This window comes from Oribacterium sp. P6A1 (assembly GCF_000702885.1).
Classification (GTDB): Bacteria; Bacillota; Clostridia; order Lachnospirales; family Lachnospiraceae; genus Oribacterium.
Genome location: NZ_JNKO01000012.1, coordinates 25,780 through 47,576 on the forward strand (window position 1 = coordinate 25,780; position 21,797 = coordinate 47,576).

The 21,797-nt window shown below is 41.9% G+C and carries 18 protein-coding genes; all 18 read right to left on the reverse strand.

Going from position 1 to position 21,797, the window contains the following annotated elements; genetic code table 11:
* Positions 1 to 5: 5 nt before the first annotated feature.
* Positions 6 to 1,712 carry an IS1634 family transposase gene (locus tag T515_RS09585; RefSeq protein WP_036610316.1) on the reverse strand — a complete coding sequence of 569 codons (1,707 nt, stop codon included), beginning with the start codon at positions 1,710 to 1,712 and terminating at the stop codon, positions 6 to 8.
* 204 nt (positions 1,713 to 1,916) lie between these two features.
* The gene (locus tag T515_RS09590) at positions 1,917 to 2,219 is read right to left on the reverse strand and encodes a hypothetical protein (RefSeq protein ID WP_155988348.1); all 303 of its coding nucleotides are present in this window, start codon (positions 2,217 to 2,219) and stop codon (positions 1,917 to 1,919) included.
* A gap of 369 nt (positions 2,220 to 2,588) precedes the next feature.
* On the reverse strand, positions 2,589 to 3,275 hold the full coding sequence (locus T515_RS09595) for a TetR/AcrR family transcriptional regulator (RefSeq protein WP_081832763.1): 687 nt from the start codon (positions 3,273 to 3,275) through the stop codon (positions 2,589 to 2,591).
* Positions 3,276 to 3,451: 176 nt separating this feature from the next.
* On the reverse strand, positions 3,452 to 4,267 hold the full coding sequence (locus tag T515_RS09600; RefSeq protein ID WP_036610323.1) for a precorrin-8X methylmutase: 816 nt from the start codon (positions 4,265 to 4,267) through the stop codon (positions 3,452 to 3,454).
* A gap of 114 nt (positions 4,268 to 4,381) precedes the next feature.
* Complete coding sequence (locus tag T515_RS09605) at positions 4,382 to 5,593, reverse strand: MalY/PatB family protein (RefSeq protein ID WP_036610461.1); 1,212 nt, start codon at positions 5,591 to 5,593, stop codon at positions 4,382 to 4,384.
* A gap of 391 nt (positions 5,594 to 5,984) precedes the next feature.
* Complete coding sequence (locus T515_RS09610; RefSeq protein ID WP_036610326.1) at positions 5,985 to 6,197, reverse strand: helix-turn-helix transcriptional regulator; 213 nt, start codon at positions 6,195 to 6,197, stop codon at positions 5,985 to 5,987.
* Between the two features lie 138 nt (positions 6,198 to 6,335).
* Entirely contained in the window at positions 6,336 to 8,048 is a 1,713-nt protein-coding gene (locus T515_RS09615) for an FAD-binding protein (protein ID WP_036610330.1), read from the reverse strand.
* A 211-nt stretch (positions 8,049 to 8,259) separates the two neighbouring features.
* On the reverse strand, positions 8,260 to 9,081 hold the full coding sequence (locus tag T515_RS09620; RefSeq protein ID WP_036610332.1) for a helix-turn-helix domain-containing protein: 822 nt from the start codon (positions 9,079 to 9,081) through the stop codon (positions 8,260 to 8,262).
* A gap of 163 nt (positions 9,082 to 9,244) precedes the next feature.
* Positions 9,245 to 9,850, reverse strand: coding sequence for a cob(I)yrinic acid a,c-diamide adenosyltransferase (locus T515_RS09625; protein WP_036610335.1), 606 nt, complete (start codon positions 9,848 to 9,850; stop codon positions 9,245 to 9,247).
* Positions 9,851 to 10,015: 165 nt separating this feature from the next.
* A complete protein-coding gene (locus tag T515_RS09630; protein ID WP_036610338.1) occupies positions 10,016 to 11,623 on the reverse strand; it encodes a cobyric acid synthase in 1,608 nt (535 codons plus the stop codon).
* 204 nt (positions 11,624 to 11,827) lie between these two features.
* On the reverse strand, positions 11,828 to 13,027 hold the full coding sequence (locus tag T515_RS09635) for a hypothetical protein (RefSeq protein WP_155988350.1): 1,200 nt from the start codon (positions 13,025 to 13,027) through the stop codon (positions 11,828 to 11,830).
* Complete coding sequence (locus T515_RS09640; protein ID WP_036610344.1) at positions 12,999 to 13,841, reverse strand: hypothetical protein; 843 nt, start codon at positions 13,839 to 13,841, stop codon at positions 12,999 to 13,001. Before T515_RS09640 ends, T515_RS09635 begins: the two co-directional genes overlap by 29 nt.
* Before the next feature lie 252 nt (positions 13,842 to 14,093).
* Positions 14,094 to 15,350: a pyridoxal phosphate-dependent aminotransferase gene (locus T515_RS09645; RefSeq protein WP_036610347.1), complete on the reverse strand. Its 1,257-nt coding sequence runs from the start codon at positions 15,348 to 15,350 to the stop codon at positions 14,094 to 14,096.
* Positions 15,351 to 15,508: 158 nt separating this feature from the next.
* Complete coding sequence (locus T515_RS09650; protein WP_036610463.1) at positions 15,509 to 16,237, reverse strand: AAA family ATPase; 729 nt, start codon at positions 16,235 to 16,237, stop codon at positions 15,509 to 15,511.
* A gap of 41 nt (positions 16,238 to 16,278) precedes the next feature.
* Positions 16,279 to 17,865, reverse strand: coding sequence for an AAA-like domain-containing protein (locus T515_RS09655; protein ID WP_036610350.1), 1,587 nt, complete (start codon positions 17,863 to 17,865; stop codon positions 16,279 to 16,281).
* Between the two features lie 154 nt (positions 17,866 to 18,019).
* Positions 18,020 to 21,004 (reverse strand): TOTE conflict system archaeo-eukaryotic primase domain-containing protein, encoded by a 2,985-nt coding sequence (locus tag T515_RS09660; RefSeq protein WP_442950150.1) that lies wholly within the window; start codon positions 21,002 to 21,004, stop codon positions 18,020 to 18,022.
* A 12-nt stretch (positions 21,005 to 21,016) separates the two neighbouring features.
* Complete coding sequence (locus tag T515_RS09665) at positions 21,017 to 21,196, reverse strand: hypothetical protein (RefSeq protein ID WP_036610355.1); 180 nt, start codon at positions 21,194 to 21,196, stop codon at positions 21,017 to 21,019.
* Positions 21,197 to 21,234: 38 nt separating this feature from the next.
* The gene (locus T515_RS09670) at positions 21,235 to 21,417 is read right to left on the reverse strand and encodes a hypothetical protein (protein WP_036610358.1); all 183 of its coding nucleotides are present in this window, start codon (positions 21,415 to 21,417) and stop codon (positions 21,235 to 21,237) included.
* Positions 21,418 to 21,797 lie beyond the last annotated feature (380 nt).

Consider the following 21,797-nt stretch of genomic DNA (forward strand, 5'->3'; position numbering starts at 1 on the left):
TATCTTTATGCCTCCTCAGAATATTTCAAGCGTGCAGTTATTTCTCTAACTCCGGATTTTATCTTTGCATCATTGAGCCCAAACGCCTTGAATAATATTTTGCATGTGGCTGTCACTGCATGATCAAGTCTGTAATTCCCATCAGCCTGCCGTATCATTTCTACCTTACCAAGTTCTCTCAAGGCAGCCGGAACAGAAAAATAATTCTGCTTACTCTCAGTCGCTGTCTTATAATCCTTCAGCATCCTATATAGCTTGTTTCTGATGATCAGTGCCACAAACTCTATAAAGATTTTTGCATGTAGAGATTCTGTGGAATGTACTCTGAAACTTCTATCTCCAAGATAGGATTTGTCCTGACGGAACAGTTTTTCAGAAACGTCCCTGCCCTTATATAGTTCCAGCGCTTCTTTTGCAGTTATGTTTTCAGATGTGATGATGACAAAATATCCGCAAAGATTTATGACCTTGTTTATTTCTTCATATTTTTCTTTTGCAAACATGAACTTCTCGTCAGGTTCACCCTTCTTACTGTATATAAGATCAAAATATCTTTCCAGTTCCTTGCCAAGAGATATCTTCTCGTGCTCATGCTTTTTCAGAAAAGCGGACAGTTTGTCTATACGATCTTCAAAGTTCTCTCTTTCCGCAGCTTTCTTTCGGTCACTGTAGTAAATATGGAAGTATCGTTCCTTTGTGTCCGATGGATACAGTTTTCTTTTCACGGTTATACCACTGACCTGATACTCGCGGATGTTGTTCTCCCTCCTGTTTTCAAACAGTCCCTTTCTTGAGAGAACCAGTTCATTTACAAATTTCTTCATCCCCTTGACCATTATCACAAACTGGTAGCCGCACTTGTCCATGTAGTGGATGTTCTCTTCACTGAAATATCCCCGGTCAAGTATGAAACCTATATTTTCATAGCCAAAGCCTTTAGCCTTTTCAAGCATCACCTGCAGCTGTGCCATGTCAGTTATGCTTCCAGGATAATCCTCATAGAACAGGGGCAATGAATTATCGCAATCATATGCAACCGCGTAATTTACTATCGGCTTACCCTGGTCATCTTTTGCATGACCAAATTCTGCGATTTCAATGTCTCCTGCTTCGCAGTTCTTATTAGTCGAATCATAGGAAATATAGATCTTCTGTAAATGGTCATGCTGCATGTTCCACCGGTTCATGAACTCAATTGCCTGAGACTGGCTTATTCCATTAATAAAATCGCTCACTTTCGAATCACTGTATATCCTCATTGATTTAGTGAACAAAGGATGATCAAATGCATAATCAGGATAGTACTGGTTAGCGTTATTCTCCGCAATGATGCTGTATGCAGCCAGATCAAGAAAGAGACCGGAATCTTCACCTATGATACCAGCCAGCATATCATCAAGATGGTAATCTTCAGCCACCTTCTTTATTGCCAGATATGGTCCAACCTTAAGTACACCGCTTCGATCGGATATGTTCTTTGTTTCAGGGATCTCTGCATCCGGAAAATACTTAAGGTAGTTTGTATTGGGATACATCATGTCGCTGTCGCGGCTCTCGCACTTACCTATGGAAGTCAGATTCCCTACCGTATATTTCTTCTTAGGGTCATAGTGTCTCTCGTATGTGTAATAAACGTAGGTTATACCACCGATGGTTTTCTTCGAAATCCCCTTCTCGTCTTTTGGAATCGGAACAAGCTCTTTTAAGAACATATCAGCCTCCTTCGCAGAGCGTTATTTAACTCTCTATAATTTTACCACGGATTTGCCCCAAAATCCAGACTTTTCGGCTTAAATCCGTGGTTTTTTCGATATTTCTTTAGCCGCGAGTTAATCTTTTAGGAAATTCACAGTTATTTAAAAATAGCTATATTATTCATTCTTCATTCATCATGTAGGCTCCCTTCCCGATTTTCTTTAGAGAGCAGTCGTGGCCTCGGAATAAACAATACCCTCATGTTCTGTAAACAGCTCAAGTTCTCCGATGATGTACCCGTCAGATCCCGAAGACAGACTGTAAGTATTGCCGTCATCGCGAATGTAATATATAGATAGGTTTCCTTCGATGACCACCTGATAGTAATTGTTGTTGTGAAGAGGCGCAGAAATGATTTCCCCTGCTTCATACTGTATAAGAAATAACGGCACCTGAAGTCCTGCCATCATGTCCGCATACCGGCATGATGATAATGCTTTATCTATTCTCTCTTTGTCGTACATCTGAGCCATCAATGTCAGTAAGCGGGCAGGCATCGTATGATATATATGGTTTTCATCAAAATAAAAAGATATGGGTACCGAACAGTCCCAGGAAATAGAACGGGATCCGAAAAGAACCTTATAAAAAAAAACCGCTTTGAGCCTCTGTTTAAGCATATAAGAGAGGATACGATCCGGTAGTATATTTTTTCCGAAAAAACATAAAAAAGCAGGAATGCAATTCGCATTCTTGCTTTTTTATTTAGAGCCTGTCATCTGACAATGTTAACTTAATGACATTGGCAAGAAGTGCAGCCGGCTGAGTTCTGACTGAGCCGGCTGATAAATGTCATAAATCATCTTCCGCCTGTGCTTTTCAAAGACGGAGAATCATTTAACCATATATTCTCTGTAAATCAGATTTCTAAGGTACTCCAGCTCTTCTGTGTCGCTGTACCCATGCTCAGGGATATAAACGAGTCCTACGGCATATCTCGTCACTGCTGCAAGCATCAGATGTAAAGTCTTGCTGAATACCATCTCCTCCGGTTCATCCGTACGGAAGCTGTGATCCTGCTCCGCCTTGATAAAGATCTGGTGAAAAGCCATCCTTAGATCCATGATTATATCCTCATAAGGCTTCATGACATCACAGTCGATATTTTCGGACTGTATGTAGATGTTAAAAAACTGATTGAATCTGAGAAGATCTCTGTGATTCCTGTACATCGCGAGAAACGAGTCCAGATAGAATGCGAATAACTCTATCGCAGTCATCTGACTGGTATCAATGTTCGGAAGCCTTTTTCTGTTTTCTTCCCGAACCTGCTTCCATTTCTGTGCAGCCACAGCCACTACAAGTACAGGTTTGGACTGAAAATATCGATACAGTGTCATATCCTTGTATCCGCTTGCTTTAGCAATTTCTGACATGGTAACAGACTCAATGGTTCTTTGAGAAAACAGCTCATAACTTTTCTCAAGAAATGTATTTCTCGTTGCTTCTGTCCGAACCAGGTCCTTCTTTCTGCCGGCAACTCCCAATTTAAACCTCTCTTCTCTGAAGACAGTATACATCTTCAAGTTTTTTATTTTTCTTCAGATCTGCTATATGCCAGATTCCTACGGAATCTGCCATCAGTCATGTGGGGCGTGTCATGAAGTCTATCCTCCACTTTTGTGCAGGCACAGGTGGGAGAAGACTTCATGACACTTAAATCATACTAGCATTTTTGTCCGGTATTATCAATTATTCATTTGATACCATAAAGCAGAGCATTCACTATGGCTGCTGCGATATTGGAGCCTCCTTTTCTCCCCCTTGCGACTATCAGAGGTATATCTACGTATTCAGGTTCATTTCTCAGCTCCCATATAAGCTCCTTAGCCTCTACCACATTGACAAAGCCAACGGGCACGGCAATGATCCCCGCAGGTCTCAGATTTTCCTCTCTTATAAGCCTTTCCAGTTCTATCAGTGCTGTGGGAGCATTGCCGATGGCAAAGATAATGTTTGACAGTGCCTGACCGCCTCGTTTTTCTTTGCTGTATGTACAGGCTTCAGGAGTGTTCACCTGAGATCCGGAAGTCTCTGAATAACTATCCTCGCGAAGCTGTGACCGGAAGTCGTTTTTCAGAGTTTCACCGGAAAACTTTATCTTCGGAAGATGTCTGGCAAGCCTTGCGGCATGTTCCATACTTACAGTTGCTCTGGTGATGCCTCTCTTTTTTGCTTCTTTCATAATCTCCGGATCCGACATAAAACATCTCAGCTTTCCGTCGTATTTCGTCATTGCCACTTTACTGATTCCGGATTTTGCCATCTCGGTATCTGTCACCACCGTAGCACCTGCCGAAAGGGCAGCTCTCATTCTCTCTACTGCCCGATCAGTAAAAACAAGATTCTCATAATAATCGAAATCTGCCGAAGTATGTATACATCTCTCTATCACCGGAGCCTCTTCATCCGGAAGCTTAACTCCTCTATGTGCAAGTTCCCCCCGGATGATCTCCATGCTTCTCCGCTCTATGTCCTTCGGTTCCACATGTTCAAATCTTGTTTTATTCACGCCGTCCTCCTTACTTCGTTGCGTTTAACCTTTTTCACAGCTTCGTCAAGCATCCTGGAATACTCCGTCTCCGGAGCTTTGCCATCCATATATCGCACTCTCACAGACTATGATCTAAGCATTGAAAACATACTTATCCAAGCGTTCAAAAGCTTCTTTTACTCTGGACAGGGGAAGGGCCAGATTCATTCTAAGATGACAGTTTCCATGGAACATCCTTCCATCCTGAACGGCAACTCCCACATCCCATGCCGCATGCTCTATGTCTTCGATAGTTTTCCCATGATTTTCGCACCACTTGCTGCAGTCCACAAAAAGCATATAGGTTCCCTGTGGCTTGCTGACTCTGAGTCCTTCAAAGTGCGAAGCTATATAGTCACATGCATAGTTTACATTTTCGCTGAGTACTGCCTTTAACTCATCGGCCCACTCATATCCTTCCGGCTTGTAAGCACCTATAAGGGCATGCATGGATAAAACATTCATTTCATTGTAATGTGACAATGATGATTCTTTTTCAATCCTCTCCCTGATCCACTTGTTGTAAATGATATGGTAACTTCCTACAAGTCCTGCAAGGTTAAAGGTCTTTGACGGTGCATAGAGTGCCACAGTACGCATCCTGGCATCCTCGGAGACAGACTGGGTCGGGATATGTTTATGTCCGTTCAGGATGATGTCCGACCATATTTCATCGGATATAACGAAGACATCATGTTTCCTGAACAACTCCATGGCCTTCTCTATCTCCCACCTCTCCCATACACGGCCACACGGATTGTGAGGCGAACAGAATATAGCTGTATGGATCTTATTATCAACGATCTTTTTCTCCATATCGGAATAGTTCATTCTCCATACGCCCTCATCATCAATCTCCAACGGGCTGTGAACGATATTATAGCCATTATTCTTAAGGGATTTGGTAAATCCGATATATGTAGGACTGTTGACTAAGACATTGTCACCCTTGGAACAGAAAACATTCATGGCACTTACAACTCCGCCAAGTACTCCGTTTTCATATCCGATTGCTTCCCTTGTGAGCCCTTTTACATCGTTTCTTGTTTCGTGCCACTTAATGATGGAATCAAAATACTCATCTGTAGGCGCAAAATAACCAAACAACGGATGCCCGGCTCTCTCGATGATAGCCTCAGAAATGGTTGGAACTGTAGAAAAATTCATATCAGCCACCCACATCGGTATGATATCAAATCCATCCTTTGGCGATTCCGGAGCAAATCCGGGATTAGTTCCCAGACCATCAACTGCAATAGCATCTTTTCCTTTTCTATCCATTATAGAAACAAAATCATATTTCATATAAATCTCCATTCCGCTGCTGTTTAAAGACATCATGTTGTAGTTATCAAAGACTTTTCAGCACGACTCCTTATTATCTTGTTTATTATACAATATCGTAGAGTTCTTCAACAGACACCATCCTGACCCCAACGATCCGGAAACAGGCGAATGTAACCATTTTGACTCCGAAGATTTCGATGGTATGTTCCGGTTCGAGAAACAGATGAAAAAAACAGCTGAATTTTAAATCCCGAGTTCAGGATATGCGTTTACTATTACAGATCCGCTCATAATAAAAGCCGCCGAACCAAACAGGACACAAAAGTCCCATTAAGTCCGACGGTTATCCATCATTTGTATATACAATTTTACGCCCAAAAGGGCAGACTTTACCTTACTGTGCTTTATCTTAGAATTCATCCCTGCTTATTTTTCCCGGGACAGCCTCCATGCCGAACATCCTAAGCGCCTGATTTACTTTGTCCATACGAGCAGTCTCCTTACCCTGTTCCAGTTCTCTGACAAATCTTAGTCCTAATCCGGCTCTAAGTGCAAATTCTTCCTGGGTAAGCCCGGCTTTTTTTCTCTCTGTTTTAATAAATTCAGCGATAGTATTACTCATAATCAAAATATATACCCTATCGGGTATCATTTCAATCAATTTTGATTATTTTGAACCCGATAGGGTATATTATCGATTATCCGTGTATCATTTATACCTTATAGGGTATAAATGATACAGGATTTATTATAATTCCACTCACATCCCGGCATTTGCTGCGGCGCTCTCACCTGCAAGAAGTCCTGATGCATAACAGAATCCGAGACCCGAACCTCCCTGATAGTAAGGCGTGCTCCAAAGATCTGCGTCTGCGCCGCATACATAAAGGTTAGGAATAGCCCTTCCGTCGGAAGTCAGAGCCGCAAGGTTTCCGTCAGTCTTGATTCCGCCGAGAGTAAGCCATGCGCCGACATTGTACTCTACCATATAGAAAGGACCGGTCTTTACAGGAATGAGGTATTCCTTTGGAGTATACATCTGGTCATCCACTCCGCTTTCACAGGCTGCATTGTAAGTCTCAACAGTCTTTACGAGGTTTGGCATGTTGAAGTGCTCCGCCAGCTCCTCTACGGTGTCGGCCTTGTAAGCCCAGTTCTGGGATACCGCCTCTTCAAAATCGTCATAGATATGATCAAGAACAACTCCCTCGAAGCCAGCAAGAAGAGCCATTCCCATGTTTGCCTTTGCCCCCTCACCGAGGAAATCGATGACCGGAGTGGTGCTGATCTTATCCATAAAGGCCTGATCCACAATGGTGTAATATGTGCTCTCACGAAGAGCCTGCTCACCGCTGTACATGGTTGCCTCGCACATACGACGCTCATCCATGAAACGATCGCCTGCCCTGTTCACAAGCATCAGACCAAAATTCGGGAAATAGAAGGTGGCATTTGTTCCTCTTCCCGGAGCCCAGGAGAAGGTTGGAGTTGCCTTGAAGTTCGCAGCTCCCATTTCATTCATGGAAATGGAGAAGTTCTTACCCATCTGAGCACCAGCATTCTGAAGCAGCCGGATGCCTTCACCGTCATTGTAAATGCTGTCCTGAGGAACCAGCTCGGCACCGCCATAGTACTTTGCAACCATCTCCTTGTTCTGGAGGAAACCGCCGGTACATACGATAACGCTCTTGGCACGGATCTTTACAGTATTTCCATCTTTATCTCCGGTGAGCACACCTACGATGGCATCACCATCCTTGAGAAGATTTGTTACCTGAGTGTTCCAGCGAAGCTCAACATTTGGTCTCACCTCAAAGATCTTCTCAAGGTACGGAACTCTCTCAAGGCCTTCAACCATATATACATGTCCGCCGCGGCTGAGCCAGTCTGTGGCTCCCATGGCAAACGGATATATCATTGGCATTCCACTGTTGATGACTATGTCTATGGCACGTCCGCTTACCTCCAGCATATTTCTCACGAGACGGGCATTGCACTGATAGTTGGTGCCGGACATAATATGTTCAAATGCCTCCTGCTTTGTGAGATATCCATCATACTTAAGCTGCTCGCTGGACTCAATGTGCCATGCACCTGTGGTATTGACATTGTTGGTTCCTCCGAAGCCGGAAGCACGGTCAAGAGCTATTACCTTGCAGCCCTTATCTGCTGCACCTGCCGCCGCAGTTGTTCCCGCAACACCGATTCCTACTACAACTACGTCTGTTTCCTCTTCCTTTGAAGCCTCTGCCTCATCATAGAGAAGCGTCTCAAACTCTGCAGGCTTTCCCTCTGCTGCTGATTCCGGTGCCAATGATTCTGCCGGAGCCCCGGTGGCTGTCTCTTTCCCATTCTCGCTTTCCGGATGACTCTCTGCCGGAGGCACCTGAGGTCCGCAGGCAACAGTTACTCCCATAGCTGCCACCGCAGCGAGGCCTCCCTTTATAAATGAACGACGACTGATTTCTTTCATGATACACTCTCCTTTTCTATAGCCGACATATTTTCGGTTTTGGCTGCGAGTTGTTCTTCATCATTACAGTTTGTTTTAATTCCTGCAGTCTGCGTTACACCGGATACGGCTTCATGAGACCTTCACCTTATTTCAGCTTATACCGGTATCAAATATGCGGCTCTCTATAATCACTTTTACATCCATTTTAAAGTCTACAGTAACTGAAGAGTCAATCATTATCTGATACATTTTTAACATTTATCCACAGATGGTCATATCTCCTGTTTTTCCCGTCTCTTCTGACAGTCAGGATTCTTTTTGAAAGTACCGGACTATCCATGGACATCTCAAGTTCATTCTTTGCCAGTACATCTTTTACAGATGCCCTGCTTCGTTCCAGGCTTTCTTTATGGATGGTGAAATCCTCATTTACCTCTACGATACAGTGAACAGCCTGGTGCTCATCATATTTCCTCACATTAGAGCCTTCAAAATATCCCAAATTCAAAATATCTGATTCAAATATTCCCACACCTGGCTCAGGAACAGGTCCCTCCGGAATTTCCAGATACTCTTTTACAGAGTACCGCAGCATCGAATCAGCATAGGGAATCTCAAAGGCAGAATTCTCCGGCCATACGGAAGGCTTTCCGTTCCTTACCTCCAGCGGCATCCAGATGATAGCAGGCCTCATGGTAAGCTCACAGAAGCTGTCAGCTCTCCTGATATCCGATGCGTCATGGCTTCTGTGCCGAAGAAAATGAAGAAGTCTCATACTTTCATGTATCTCTCTTTCCAGCTCATCACAGCGCCGGTCAAGTATCCTTACTTCATCCTCACTGTGAAGAAGCCTCAGGATCTCCTCCTGGCTAAGCCCGCTCTTTCTGTAATTTCTGTAATCTAAAATAGCCGATACGTCCGACATGCTGTAGGACCTGTATCGACCTTTTCTGCCCCCTGAAGGCGAAAGCACTCCCTGCTGCTCCAAGAAACGAATGCCGCTTGGAGACAGCCCTGTCATTTTTGCTATAGTTCCGATTTTGAATTCCATGATGATCTCCGGTATATCTGTTTTCCAAATAAATTAATTTGGAAGCATTCTCATAAATGTGCTCTTCAATAATAAGGATCCGAATTTGTATCGCATATACCATTATCTCCCGAGTATATTTGCCTCAGTCAAGTGGTAAATACGCCGCATCACTGCCGGATGTTTACAGCTCTACCCCAACTCTTGCCTTGATCCCATCATCATAGGGATGCTTGTCCTTGACCATATTGGTGACATAATCCGCCATGGACAGGATGGTAATGTCGGGATCCCGGCCTGTCAGTATGACCTCCACATTTTCCGGAACCCTCAAAAGAAAGTGGGTCAGAAGATCCCGATCCAGAAGGTCTTTATTCACCGCATCAAGTATCTCATCAAATATGAACATAGCCTCTATATCCGTTTTAAAAGGCTCTCCCTGCATGATGATCCCGTTCTTCCTTAGTCTTTTTTCGGAAGCTATCTGCTTTTTCACCTGATTTTTCAGACTTATCTTCATGGTCTTTAGAGCCTTTACGAACATGGCATCACAGTCTTTTCTGGTGATCCTAAGCTCCTCATAGGACATCTTTCCTGTCCAGCCGAAAAAATGCTCGGGAAAAAGAACCAGCACTCCCGGAATCTTCTCCAGGATGCCGATCTCTCCGGACATACCGTCCTTCAGGAACTGACAAAAGACCACCGGCACATTATGTCCGGCAGCCCTTACAGCAGCTCCCACAGCCGCGGTGGTCTTCCCTTTTCCGTTTCCCTGATATATATGAATCATCTTAATGCCTTTCCCTTTTTATCTTCACATTATAGCATATCGTAAGAAAACAACGTTCATTTACTTCTGTGTATTATATCGCGGAACCTGTCAAAAAATTTGATGCTAAAAAACACAAAAAAGACATTCCCCAAAAGGAATGTCTCAAAAGCGGATATTTCAGGATCAGTTTTCAAGCCCCATGATCCGATACACTTTATCCATATCAAGAGACTCTCTCAGCACAGAAGCCAGCTTATCATACTGCTCCTCCTTGAAATCCTCATACCGTAATTCTGTTATATGTTCGCGGTTTATACCCTTTTTCCCGAATAAAATCTGAAGAAATGCTTCCCGGAGCTCATCACTGTCAAAAAAGCCATGAATGTAGGTTCCGAAGACATTACCGACAGAATCAATGTATCTGTTTTCTGATCCTGCCCCGTAAGTTCTTCCCATGTGAATCTCATAGCCTGTGACAGTCTTACCGTTGAGCCAGGAAAACACACCGGAAAGTCCGGAAAGTTCCTCTGTAACTCTGGTTCTTGTCTTCTCTTCGGCAAATTCTGTCACCAACGGCAAAAGTCCAAGCCCCCGGGCCGCTGTTCCGGGAACAGTTTCCGCACCGGACTCATCCACGATACTTTCCCCAAGCATCTGATAACCTCCGCAGATTCCTATGATCATAGTTCCGGCATGATGCTTCTGAAGAATCTTCGCTTCAAGTCCCGTAGCCCTGAGCCACTCCATGTCCCTGATGGTGCTCTTGGTTCCCGGAAGTATGATAAGGTCAGGCTCTCCCAGCTCACGTACCTTCGTAACGTATCGAAGTGACACTCCGGGTTCTGTGGATAATGCAGTAAAGTCTGTAAAATTGCTGATCCTCGGAAGACGGATAACCGCTATATCAAGAAGTGATGTGATTGATTCATTAAAACCGAGCGCATCACCGTGCCCGGTTTTTTTATCTGATCCACTGCCATGACAACTCTCGTTTTTCGCTTCTTTGCACATTCCGGCATCCGAATCCGGCATTTTCCTGATATATCTTCTCACATTCAGCTGCTCCGAAAGAGAATCCTCATCGTCTATCACCACATCCATATATGGCACGACTCCGAGAATTTCCTTCCCTGTTCTGTCCCTCAGGATATCGAGCCCCGGATCAAGTATGGTCTTGTCGCCTCTGAACTTATTTATGATCAGCCCCTTAATCCGCGCCTTCTCGTAATCTTCCAGCAGCTCGATGGTTCCGTAGAGCTGTGCAAATACTCCGCCCCTGTCTATATCACCCACCAGCAGCACCGGCGCATCCGCAAGCTCTGCCATGCCCATGTTGACGATATCATCATCCCTCAGGTTCACCTCCGCAGGACTCCCCGCTCCCTCGATCACGATGATGTCGTAGTCCTCTGAAAGCTTATCATAGGCTTCCCGAACTACAGGAATCAGCTGTTTCTTATGTTTATAATACTCCCGCGCGGTCATGTTGCTGCTGACTTTCCCGTTGATGATCACCTGAGAACCGACATCGGTGGTGGGCTTCAATAGTATGGGATTCATAAGAACAGATGGCTTAATGCCGGCGGCCTCCGCCTGAACCACCTGAGCACGGCCCATCTCCAGTCCTTCATCGGTTATAAAGCTGTTCAGCGCCATGTTCTGAGACTTAAACGGAGCTACTCTGTATCCGTCCTGATGGAAAATGCGGCATAGACCTGCTGCAATGAGACTCTTTCCGGCATTGGACATGGTCCCCTGTATCATGATGGCTTTTGCTCTTTTCTTCTCCATTAGTTTCCCTTTTTAAATTCTAAATTGTGATGCGGATGACTGCGGATGACTAAAGTTATATCCCATCCTTTTGCACTCCAAAGTCGTCAAAACGACCTTTGTAAACTGATATGCGAAGTTCTGTTATTCCGCTCAGAAATTAATTCTCGAAATCAGCTTGCAGTGTCAGCTCTTATAATCACTTCTCGGAATCAGCTTATAATGTCAGCTCTTATAATTACTTCTCGGAATCAGCTCTTCTCCTCCGAAAAAAGACTTTCTGATTCCATCATCATTTGTTAAGACGAAGCCCAAATCTCCCGCTTCTTTCCAGTAAAGATCATTTTCAAAATACCTGTCACCGCTGATCACCGATCCCGGGCTCTTATATGCTTCCCTGTCCTCATGGCTATGGTATTCGTGTTTCAGGAACTCAGAATCTTTGTCTGCATAGATCGTAAAATCAAAGATATGTTCCCGGTCAGGAAAGGTAATGAGATATCCGTTTTCTGTTTTTTCAAAAGACAGGTCATTAAAATCGCTCTCCCGGCCTTCTATTACCTTAATTTCTCCCTTTTCTTCCTTCTCGACCCAGTAGGTTTCCTTCATACGGATACGAATATCCGGATCATCCACCTGACGGAAACAGTATCTGTGATAAACTGCACGGCCGCTGTAGGTGGATATATCTTCATAAGAATCATAAAGGTCAAAGTTTTCAAAGAACAATCCGTTTTCTTCCCGTTCTTTCACCCAAAAAGCCATACTGTATTTCTCCAGAACAGCTTCATCCGGAACACTGATGGTACCTCCGATTCCAATCACCTGCCTGTTTTCTTTATTGCGGACAAATTCATCAAGGATTTTACGGACATCATCGTCGGCGGCATCCTCCAGCTTCACTACCAGTTCTCCGGGAAGCCAGACTTCGTCTGATAATGTTTCATTATAAATTTTATTTTTGGTTCCTGCCGGTATGCGAAATCCGGTACCAAGTCTCATTACATCGCAGTCTTCCCTGAATTTTTCAAGATCCAGTACTTCATAAACGTAATCCAGACACACTTCGTTAAACAGGCTGTTGTCATATGCGATATATATCCCGCCGGATGCTGTATCCACCAGATAGTCCCGGGGTTCACCTTTATCGGAAAATGTTCCCAAAACAAGGTCTGTAAGATAGTGGGGACCGCTGGGAATCATAATTACATATCCTTCGGAAGAAAGAACCTCTCGTCCTGTCATGTTCTTATCCAGCCATTCCTGCATCTGCTTTCCGCCGGTTTCTTCCAGGTTTTTCTTGTCTTCCTCCTCATACTGGGGACCGCGACAGCTGGAAAAACCGCATGATACAAGGAAGATCACAACTACGAGACTTGCAAAAAACAGTAGTCTTTTATTTCTCATTCTTTGATATAGAAACATTTCTTTCGTCTCCGTTTTGATTGAAATCCATCTGCTCCTTATCTGTATTTAAAATCAGTCGTTCAAAATATAAACCGTATTCTTTTTCAATGCTTTCTATATTGTCAATTGTATAACTCGACAGATCTGTTTCCTCGGGTACATAAGCATTCATACCGACAACGATCAGATCCTTTCGATCTCTGTCCCTGACGAACTCCTTCACATCTCCATCAGAAAGCACAAGAGAGGCCGGAAGATACCCGTGGGTCTCCATATTAGTCAGCCAGAATCCCAGAGCTCCTTCTTTCAGTTTATCGTTTGTCTCAACTCCCTGTTTATCAGCCTTATCAACCATGATCCAATCATCCATTCCCATTGAGAGCACGAATGACATATTGCTGTATTCAGACTTATCCAATATCAATTCATCTACTCCGAGCCCCTCTTCTACAAGAGACCGGCATTCATCATAAAACTCCTGTCTCTTTTTTGCTCCCGGATCAAGATACAGTTCCCCATTCTGTACATTCATCAGGTAATCGTAAGTTTCTCTGCCGTCTGAAAACTCTCCTTCAACAAAACCCGTCAGGAATATGGGGCCGCCGGTAAGCTGACAGAAGCTGTTTTCCATGGATAAAACCTTTCCGTCCGGACAGTTTACACCTATCCATTCCTCCATCTTTTCTTCTCCGGTCTTAAGTTCATCCGCAGCTTCTTCTTTTGTATAATGCTCCCTTAGTTCCTTTGTCATATCCACGTTGCAGCCTGTAAGCATCAGGCCGGACACTGTAACTGTAAGAAAACCGATTATTATTTTTTTGATCCCTGTCATATAAAACAAATGCCCTCCTTTACTTCCTTCATTTACTTGTCTGCATAATGCGTCGATTAAAATCAAAAACTGTGCTGCTGTATTCCGGATTCCCGAGGAATCTGCCACATATACATTATATTATGACATGAGTGTCCAAAGCCGACGACGAATCATTTCGCGCAGAGAGCTACAGGGAACATCAGTCCATTGAGTTCGCTTCGTGAAAGACTTATGCTATATGCCAGGTTCCTGCGAAACCTGTCACGAGACTCACGATTCTCCCATTTGTTTTTTCATGTTCTTCCATGTCTCTATCAGCTCGGCATTTTCCTCATGCCTTCGTACACAGATTCTGAAGAATCTTCCATCAAGTCCTGAAAAATCCCCGCAGCTTCTTATGAGTATCCCTTTTTCTATAAGTTTTTCCTTCAGATCAGTAACATCTTGAGATACTCTGAAAAGAATGAAATTAGATTCTGATTCAATATTATATATCTTTTCTGCAAGCCGGTTTCTCAGGATTTCATCAATCAGAAATTTCCGTTCTTCTTTTATTATTTGCCTCGTTTTCTTGAGGTATTCACCATCAGAAAGCGCAGCCACTCCCGCCATCTGCGCAGGTGTATTTATCTCCCATGGTGACATGTTTTCTCTTATTTTACTAATCAGCTCCTGATTTTCAGTAACCAGATATCCAAGCCTTAATCCCGGCATACCATATATCTTTGTAAATGCCCGGAGGACTATGAGATGTCTCCCAATCCCGTTCTCTACATCAAATCCACTATCTATAGTTCTATTTTTTTCATTATAAACTATTTCGCTTTGGGATTTTAATACAGAACCCATACTACATTCAGCCGTATTGAAGAACGATTTTGTAGTATTCCTATTACATTCCGTTAAATTCCTTTTCTTCGATCTTTTTCTGATCTCCGGAATCATCGAATACACTTCTTCACAGGAACTGAATGGCAGGAAACATTCATCCACTATTAACCAAATTGAGTTCTTCATGCAAACCTCATAAATGCGAAGAAGCATCTCCTTTGGAATCATGCCTCCGTCGGGATTATTCGGATTACATAAAAAAACGGCAGACCCTGCTGCCATTTTTTCTATCTGTTCAATGAAATTCTCCGTAGCTTCATCCGTAAAGCAGAAGGCGTCCTTCTCATAAAGAACAAACTCCTGAACCTCTGAACCACTCCTTACGGCAGCTTCACTGTACTCGGAAAAAGAAGGTGCCGAAACCAGGACCTTTTCCGGTCTTATCACCTGCATGAGACGGTATATGAGATCCGCGGCACCATTTCCGAAAAGAAGATTCCTTTCAGGCACATCGAGATATTTCGATAATGATTCCCTCAGCTCTCTTTGATCCCAATCCGGATAGCCGGTACAGAGCTCCACTCCTCTTTTTGCCGCTTCCTTTGCTGATTCAGGCATACCCAAAGGATTGATATTCACAGAATAATCAAGTTTTACCTTATTCCCGTATATGTCACCACCATGATTGTAATTCAATTAATTTCTCCTACTCTACGTTCCTTTTTTTCGAAGACAACCTTGCCATTTATTGTCTTACACAGTTCCTTCGAACAGTACCTTTTCAACTACTTCATCCCTCTTTTATCAAAAGTTCCTTCCCTTCAAACACAAAAGCGAACTTCTTTATCTTATCCTTACTGTTCCGATGAAATCGTCACAATTCTCAGATTGTTAAGGTCAGAAAACAATGACTCTCGGCTGACTCTTGTGATTCCTGTCAAAAGTGCCTTTTGAAGGTTCGGATTTGTTTTTAATGTCGCATTAAACATATTCCGCATGAATCCGGAAATTTCATCCCAGTATCCGTTGACATAGGCTTCCTGCATAGGTGTATCGTATTCATCAATCAGGATAATGACCTTTTTTCCGTAATAATCACTTAGCCACTTACAATAATACCCAAGGCAGCTTGAACTTATCCCGGGATCCATGTCGATACAAATCTTATTGTAAAAATCCAAATCAGCAGAACTAAACTTACCCTTCATGAATTCCAATGCAGATAAGAGTTTACTGAAGATTATGTTGAATTGCTGTAATGCTCCCTTATAAGTATCTGATTTAACATTGGCAAAGGAAACGAAGAGTACCGGCCACTTGCCACACTCCTTCATCATCTCTGTGTCTTCGGAAACATTTGATCCTTTAAAGAGTTCCTCATTGTTTCCCTGTCTCACCGAGAAGAACTTCTCTACCGTGCTCAGCATCAGTGTTTTTCCGAAACGTCGGGGACGGGTGATCAAAGTGATATCATCGTTACTTCTCCACCACTCGGATACAAACTTTGTTTTGTCTATATAGAAGTTATTTTGCTCTATGACCTTTTCATAATCCTGTATTCCAAGTCCGACTGTTTTTAACATCTGATTACACCTCTTCCCGATTCATTTTTTTCAGATTCATCTCACACCGTTCCTTCAAACAGTACCTTGTCGTCTATTTCAACACGTTTCACGCCCTGCTCTTTGTTTTTGTTGAAATTAAAGCTAAGCATGTATCCTGTATCAAGGTGCCAGTAATCAAGATACTCACGTATCTGTTTCTCGCCGTCAGCATTATATCTTTCACCACGCCAGATCTTAAGTTCAATTATGTACTGCTGTCCGAGATAATCCACTATAACATCAGTTCTTGTCATGTCACGGGTCTGGGCTTCGATGTAGTAGTTTCCTGTTCCGTTGATGATTGGTTTCAGGTAAAGAAGGAACAGTTCTCTTCCGTCTTTTTCTTTAAATCTGTCAACCAGTGGTCCGCATATATCTGTGTAGGTTACGATGAATTTCTCCAGAATCAGTCGCATGTTCAGCTTTCCGTCTTCAACAAACTGATTTTTTGCAAGCTCTCCTTCACGTGAAAAGACATTGCTCTTTAACTCTTCATCAGAAAGGAACAGATTGTATAATCTCGTCTCAAAAATTCGATTTGATATTCTGACCATATTATGATCATTCTTTATCAGACCATACATCTGGAGTTCTTCTATATCCTTCTGATCACCATTCCAGCTAATTCTGGTTCCCTCCATCAGAACACTGCGAATAGATGCTTTTAACTCAGGATAATTATTAAGATTTTTTGTTATCGAATCAAATAAAGTATTTTTCTCACTGAGAATCAGTTTTACGGCCTCGTCAATTCCTCTTCCGGACCAAGCTTCGTTTAAACTCATACTTTGGGATATCCTGGTGTCAATCAGTTCACATATCCTGCTCACAAGAAACGGATATCCGCTTGTATAGTCATGGATCAGTTTCGCCATTTCAGCAGTATCCATACCCGTATGATGATCTTCCTCATACTCTTCAAGCATTCCCTTGATTCCTTCTTCTGAAAGACTCATGTCGATATCGAAATCAGCTGCTATGTTCCACGGACTGTTTTGCTTTGCTTCAGATTCTTCGCGTATCTTACTCTTCAAATGCTTAATATCTGTGACACCAGCAAGGATAACAGAGTGAAAGGTTTTTATTCCCATAGTATCTCTGTTTATGTAGTTGTCCCTAAGCTGCGCAAGAAAATCCAAAAATACCTGATTATTGGTTGCACTATCCACTTCATCTATGATCATAACAATCTTTCTATCGGACTCGTCACACCAATCAAGCAATGTATCGAACATTTCATCCAGCTTAGCTTTATCAGCTTTTCTTGTCATGTAATCTTCAAATTGCTCTTTTATATCATCGGGAATTATAAATCCTGTTCTTATTCGTCGTTTTATTTGACGTATAAATGCCCTGACAAACTCTTCCTCTGTTTCAAAGCCTGCAGCACCTATAGCTGCAAAACTCAGATTCAACACTTCATACTCCGGCATTAAATATCTTGAAAGCGCATTGAGCGTAGTGGTCTTTCCATACTGTCTCGCCCGATTGATGGTGAAATACTTCCCCGCATCAACCATCTTCTTTATTTCTTTAACTCGCTCGGAGATATCCACCATATAGTGTTTTTCAGGTATGCATACTGCACTTGTATTAAATGCCTTCATTGTGGCTTTATCCTTTCCCGAAATATTTAAACTAAAGCACGTTCTTAATCATATCGAATCCAAAAAGCTAAAATCTACCTATTCATTATTTTAATCACTGAATTTGTCCATTTTTTACTAAATTGGAATCCTTGTTTTCTAACCATCCCCGGAATTACCAATCCTGCAGCTCTTTTTCTTTTCCAAATGTCATTTCAAGAAGTTCTGCCGCGATATCTTTACTGCATACACGCATCAGATTATCTTCAATATCTTCTTTTGACAAAAGATTCATGCTCCCATACCATACTACTTCATTATCAATTATAGCGTAATGTTCACAGTTATCTTCTACAAGTTTAACTTCAAAACCGGCCTTTCTTAATCTCTCCATCAGCTCCATACGAACATCATCCCTGCCATATTTATATGAATCATAATGCCAGGTAACAACAGTAACCTTCACACCCGATTCCTGTCTAGGAGCCAGTTCTGAAATGATACGTTCCACTTTTTCTGTGTTTAGTCTTGGGCTTGATATGATAACATTCGTCTTTGCCTCAGCCATATCTCTCCAATAAATATCTGCATATGTATATATATCGTAAATAGCATTTGTCTTCTGTTTTTCTCCATCACTGTTTACACAAAGTTCATATCCGATTTTCTTATATGCTTTAAGCCTCGCAGAGTACATCTTATCAAACTTAGGGATATGTCCATCTACATAATCATAAACGATAACATTTTCCTTACCTTCATAATCACGATTCAGGCGTCCCACGTATTGTTCAACGACATTTTCTCCTGATATAGGAGTCGCCATAAATAATGTATCAAGTCTGGGATAATCAAATCCCTCCCCTAACAAAGAACCTGTCCCAACCAGTATAAGACTTTCCGAATCATCTACTTCATTCAATTCTTCCGCCTGTTTTCTGCGAGCTTTTGTTCCATCCGAGCCTGTCAGTAAAATCAGCTTATCTGCATGGTTCTTGAGTCTCTCTGCCAATTTTATGGCATGATCCACATATTTTGTAAGCACAACCGGCGTCCTTCCGAGTTCGACACACTTTACCACATCCCGAACAATCTGTTCATCACGTACGTCATTGTTCCTTATAAGTTCAAAGGCATCATTTCCATAAGGTGTATTTGATAAATGATGGGATTTTACCGTTCTCGTAAAACGCGGATATACAAAATGACCGATATTCTGTTCTTCTGCCCTGTCTTTTGCTGTAAACCTATATCTTATAGGTCCAAGTAAAAACTCGTTTATTTTTTCTTTTCCATCTCCTCGCTTAGGAGTTGCCGTAACTCCATATACGTACTTTGCATCTATCTCCTGAAGAACTTCTATGGCACTGTCAGAAGCGGCATGATGACATTCATCAAAAAACACCTGAGAATACTCTTTTAGCATGGGATGAAATCCATCTTTCTTTTTTAAAGAACGAATCATAGCTACATCAACTATACCTGTCAATGTATCATGTGCCCCCTGTAGATTTCCAATCAGTGATTTTCTTATTTTTGTTCGTCCGCCTTTTGTCTTATATTCAGGAAATTCTTCATCTATTTCTAAAAATTCATCCAGCCTTTTGATCCACTGATTCATCAAAGCAGCCTTGTCTACAAGAATAAGCGTATTTACCCCTCTTTTTGCGATCATATCACAACACACTACTGTCTTTCCGAAAGCAGTAGCCGCATGAAGAATGCCAATATCATTATTCAGCATTGTCTCAACAGCAGGAACTTGTGACTCTTTCAGTTTTCCTTTAAAAGCTACATTTATACTCCGACCGCAATATCTTTTATCATCAATATTATATTTTATTCCGGCATTATCAAATCGTTTTAATAACTCTTCCTTAATTCCCCGTGGCAATACAATATATTTTCCTTTATCATTTCCAAGATATAAGTATCTTGATTGATCATAGTTCGGCATATCCATAGCCTGATTTTTAAAATATTGCTTGTTGGAAAATGTCGCCAGTTGTCTTATCTGTCTCTTTAGCTTATTTGACATCAGTGAGGCATTAATATAAATCCGATCTGATAGTACGATGTGAACATTACCCTTTACTTCATTGACATCAAAAGCTGAGTTCTTATCCCATGGCGTATCTTCACCTTCATTTTCATTTCCTTCAACGCTATACCACTGTGATATATAATCTTTTATCTCTTGCCGGGATATTCTCTTCAGTCCTCCCAAATATTGCAGCTGATCCCTGTAAGCATTCCAATTCTCATCAACAAAAGCACTATTACCTGATCTTAAAGCCAGCCCCTGAAGAGGAAGTGCAATAACATTTCCCAAACCACCTTCCGGAAGCGCATCCTGAGTCGGTATCATTCGATCATAATATCTGAATGATTTAAGATTGACTGATTCCGCACCTTTTTCCAATAATGCATATCCAAATCTTCTGGCTAGTCTCGCCGGAACCATGTCCTTAAAAAATATCCAAAGATGAGCGCCTTTTCCCGATCTTGACCTTTCTACCGCTGCATCAATGCCCAAATTAATACAGATTTGACGTAATGCATTTACTTCGTCTTTCCAATCATCGTCCACATTCGCAAAATCATTTTGTTCTGCCCCTTCCTTGTGATTATCAAAATCAAAAACAAGTAACTGACATGTATTATTTTCGAGCATTGGAAATATAGCAACTACATCATTGCCGTAAGGATCATTTCCACTTAAGTGTTCTAAAATCAATTTTATATCAAGTGACTTAAATGCTTGCATTTCACAATCCTTACACCTTATTTTATCCCTCTTTTGTATATGGCAATTTCGATCCCAGCGATTATGGCATTGAAGATAATATCCGGTTTTTCCAGTTTTAGGATTGCAATATCTAAGATCATATACATCCTTCCGCCCTCTGCAAAACTTAATAAAGAAATTATATGCATTCTTCTCTGTGATATTTATTTTATTTATACGAGCGCCCTGATTCGGATCAAACTTTTCTGATTTACAAACATATTCAGCAGGAATTATATCTTCATACGAAATTCCGGCTTCCGAAAGTCGTTCCTTCAAAAGCCGGTTCTCATTCTCCAATTCTGATATCTTTTTCTTTAATAAGTTTATTTCATCTTCGGAAACATGCATAGTGTAATCCTCATAAAGCATAGCGATTATATCTCACGCCGTTCCTTCAAACAGTACCTTGTCACCTATTTCGACGCGCTTCACGCCCTGCTCTTTATTTTTATTGAAGTTAAAGCTCAGCATATATCCTGTATCAAAGTGCCAGTAATCAAGATACTCCCGTATCTGTTTCTCACCGTCGGCATTATATCTTTCACCTCGCCAGATTTTCATCTCAACAATGTACTAATAATTCTCTGCTGTACTCAGTATCACTTAACAGTCTCAGCCATCATTTTTTTCTGTACTTCTTCGATTAGTTCCATGGGATATTTACAAAAAGACGCGATATCCTGAGGTGATTTTCCATCTTTAAGCATTTCTTCTATTTGCTCACGCTTATACATTTCCCTTCCGATATATTCATGCTCTCGATCTCTCATATTGATAACCATATACTCAGTCCTCCACTTCTTATTGAGCCTTGCCATCTTTACTGCTTCATCTAGCTTCTTTACATATTCATCATCAACTGCTTTTCCTCTGTCTCAAGTCGTAACTGACTTTCAATCAGTTCATTTTCAAGTATTAAATTGTCCATATATGATCCTTCATATACCTAAAGTATAGCATCAAAACAAATAGCATTTATTAAAATTTCATTTAACAAATACCTGACTGCAAAAAGCGGGATATCTTTAAAGATAAATAGATAAAAACATAGCCACAGAAACGGCTAACGCTTAACGCTCCAAGAGAAGGAGCTTTTTGAATATTCGTTTATATAGTAAGACCACATCATATGTCTGTCAATTCAAAGATTAAAAATCAGTTT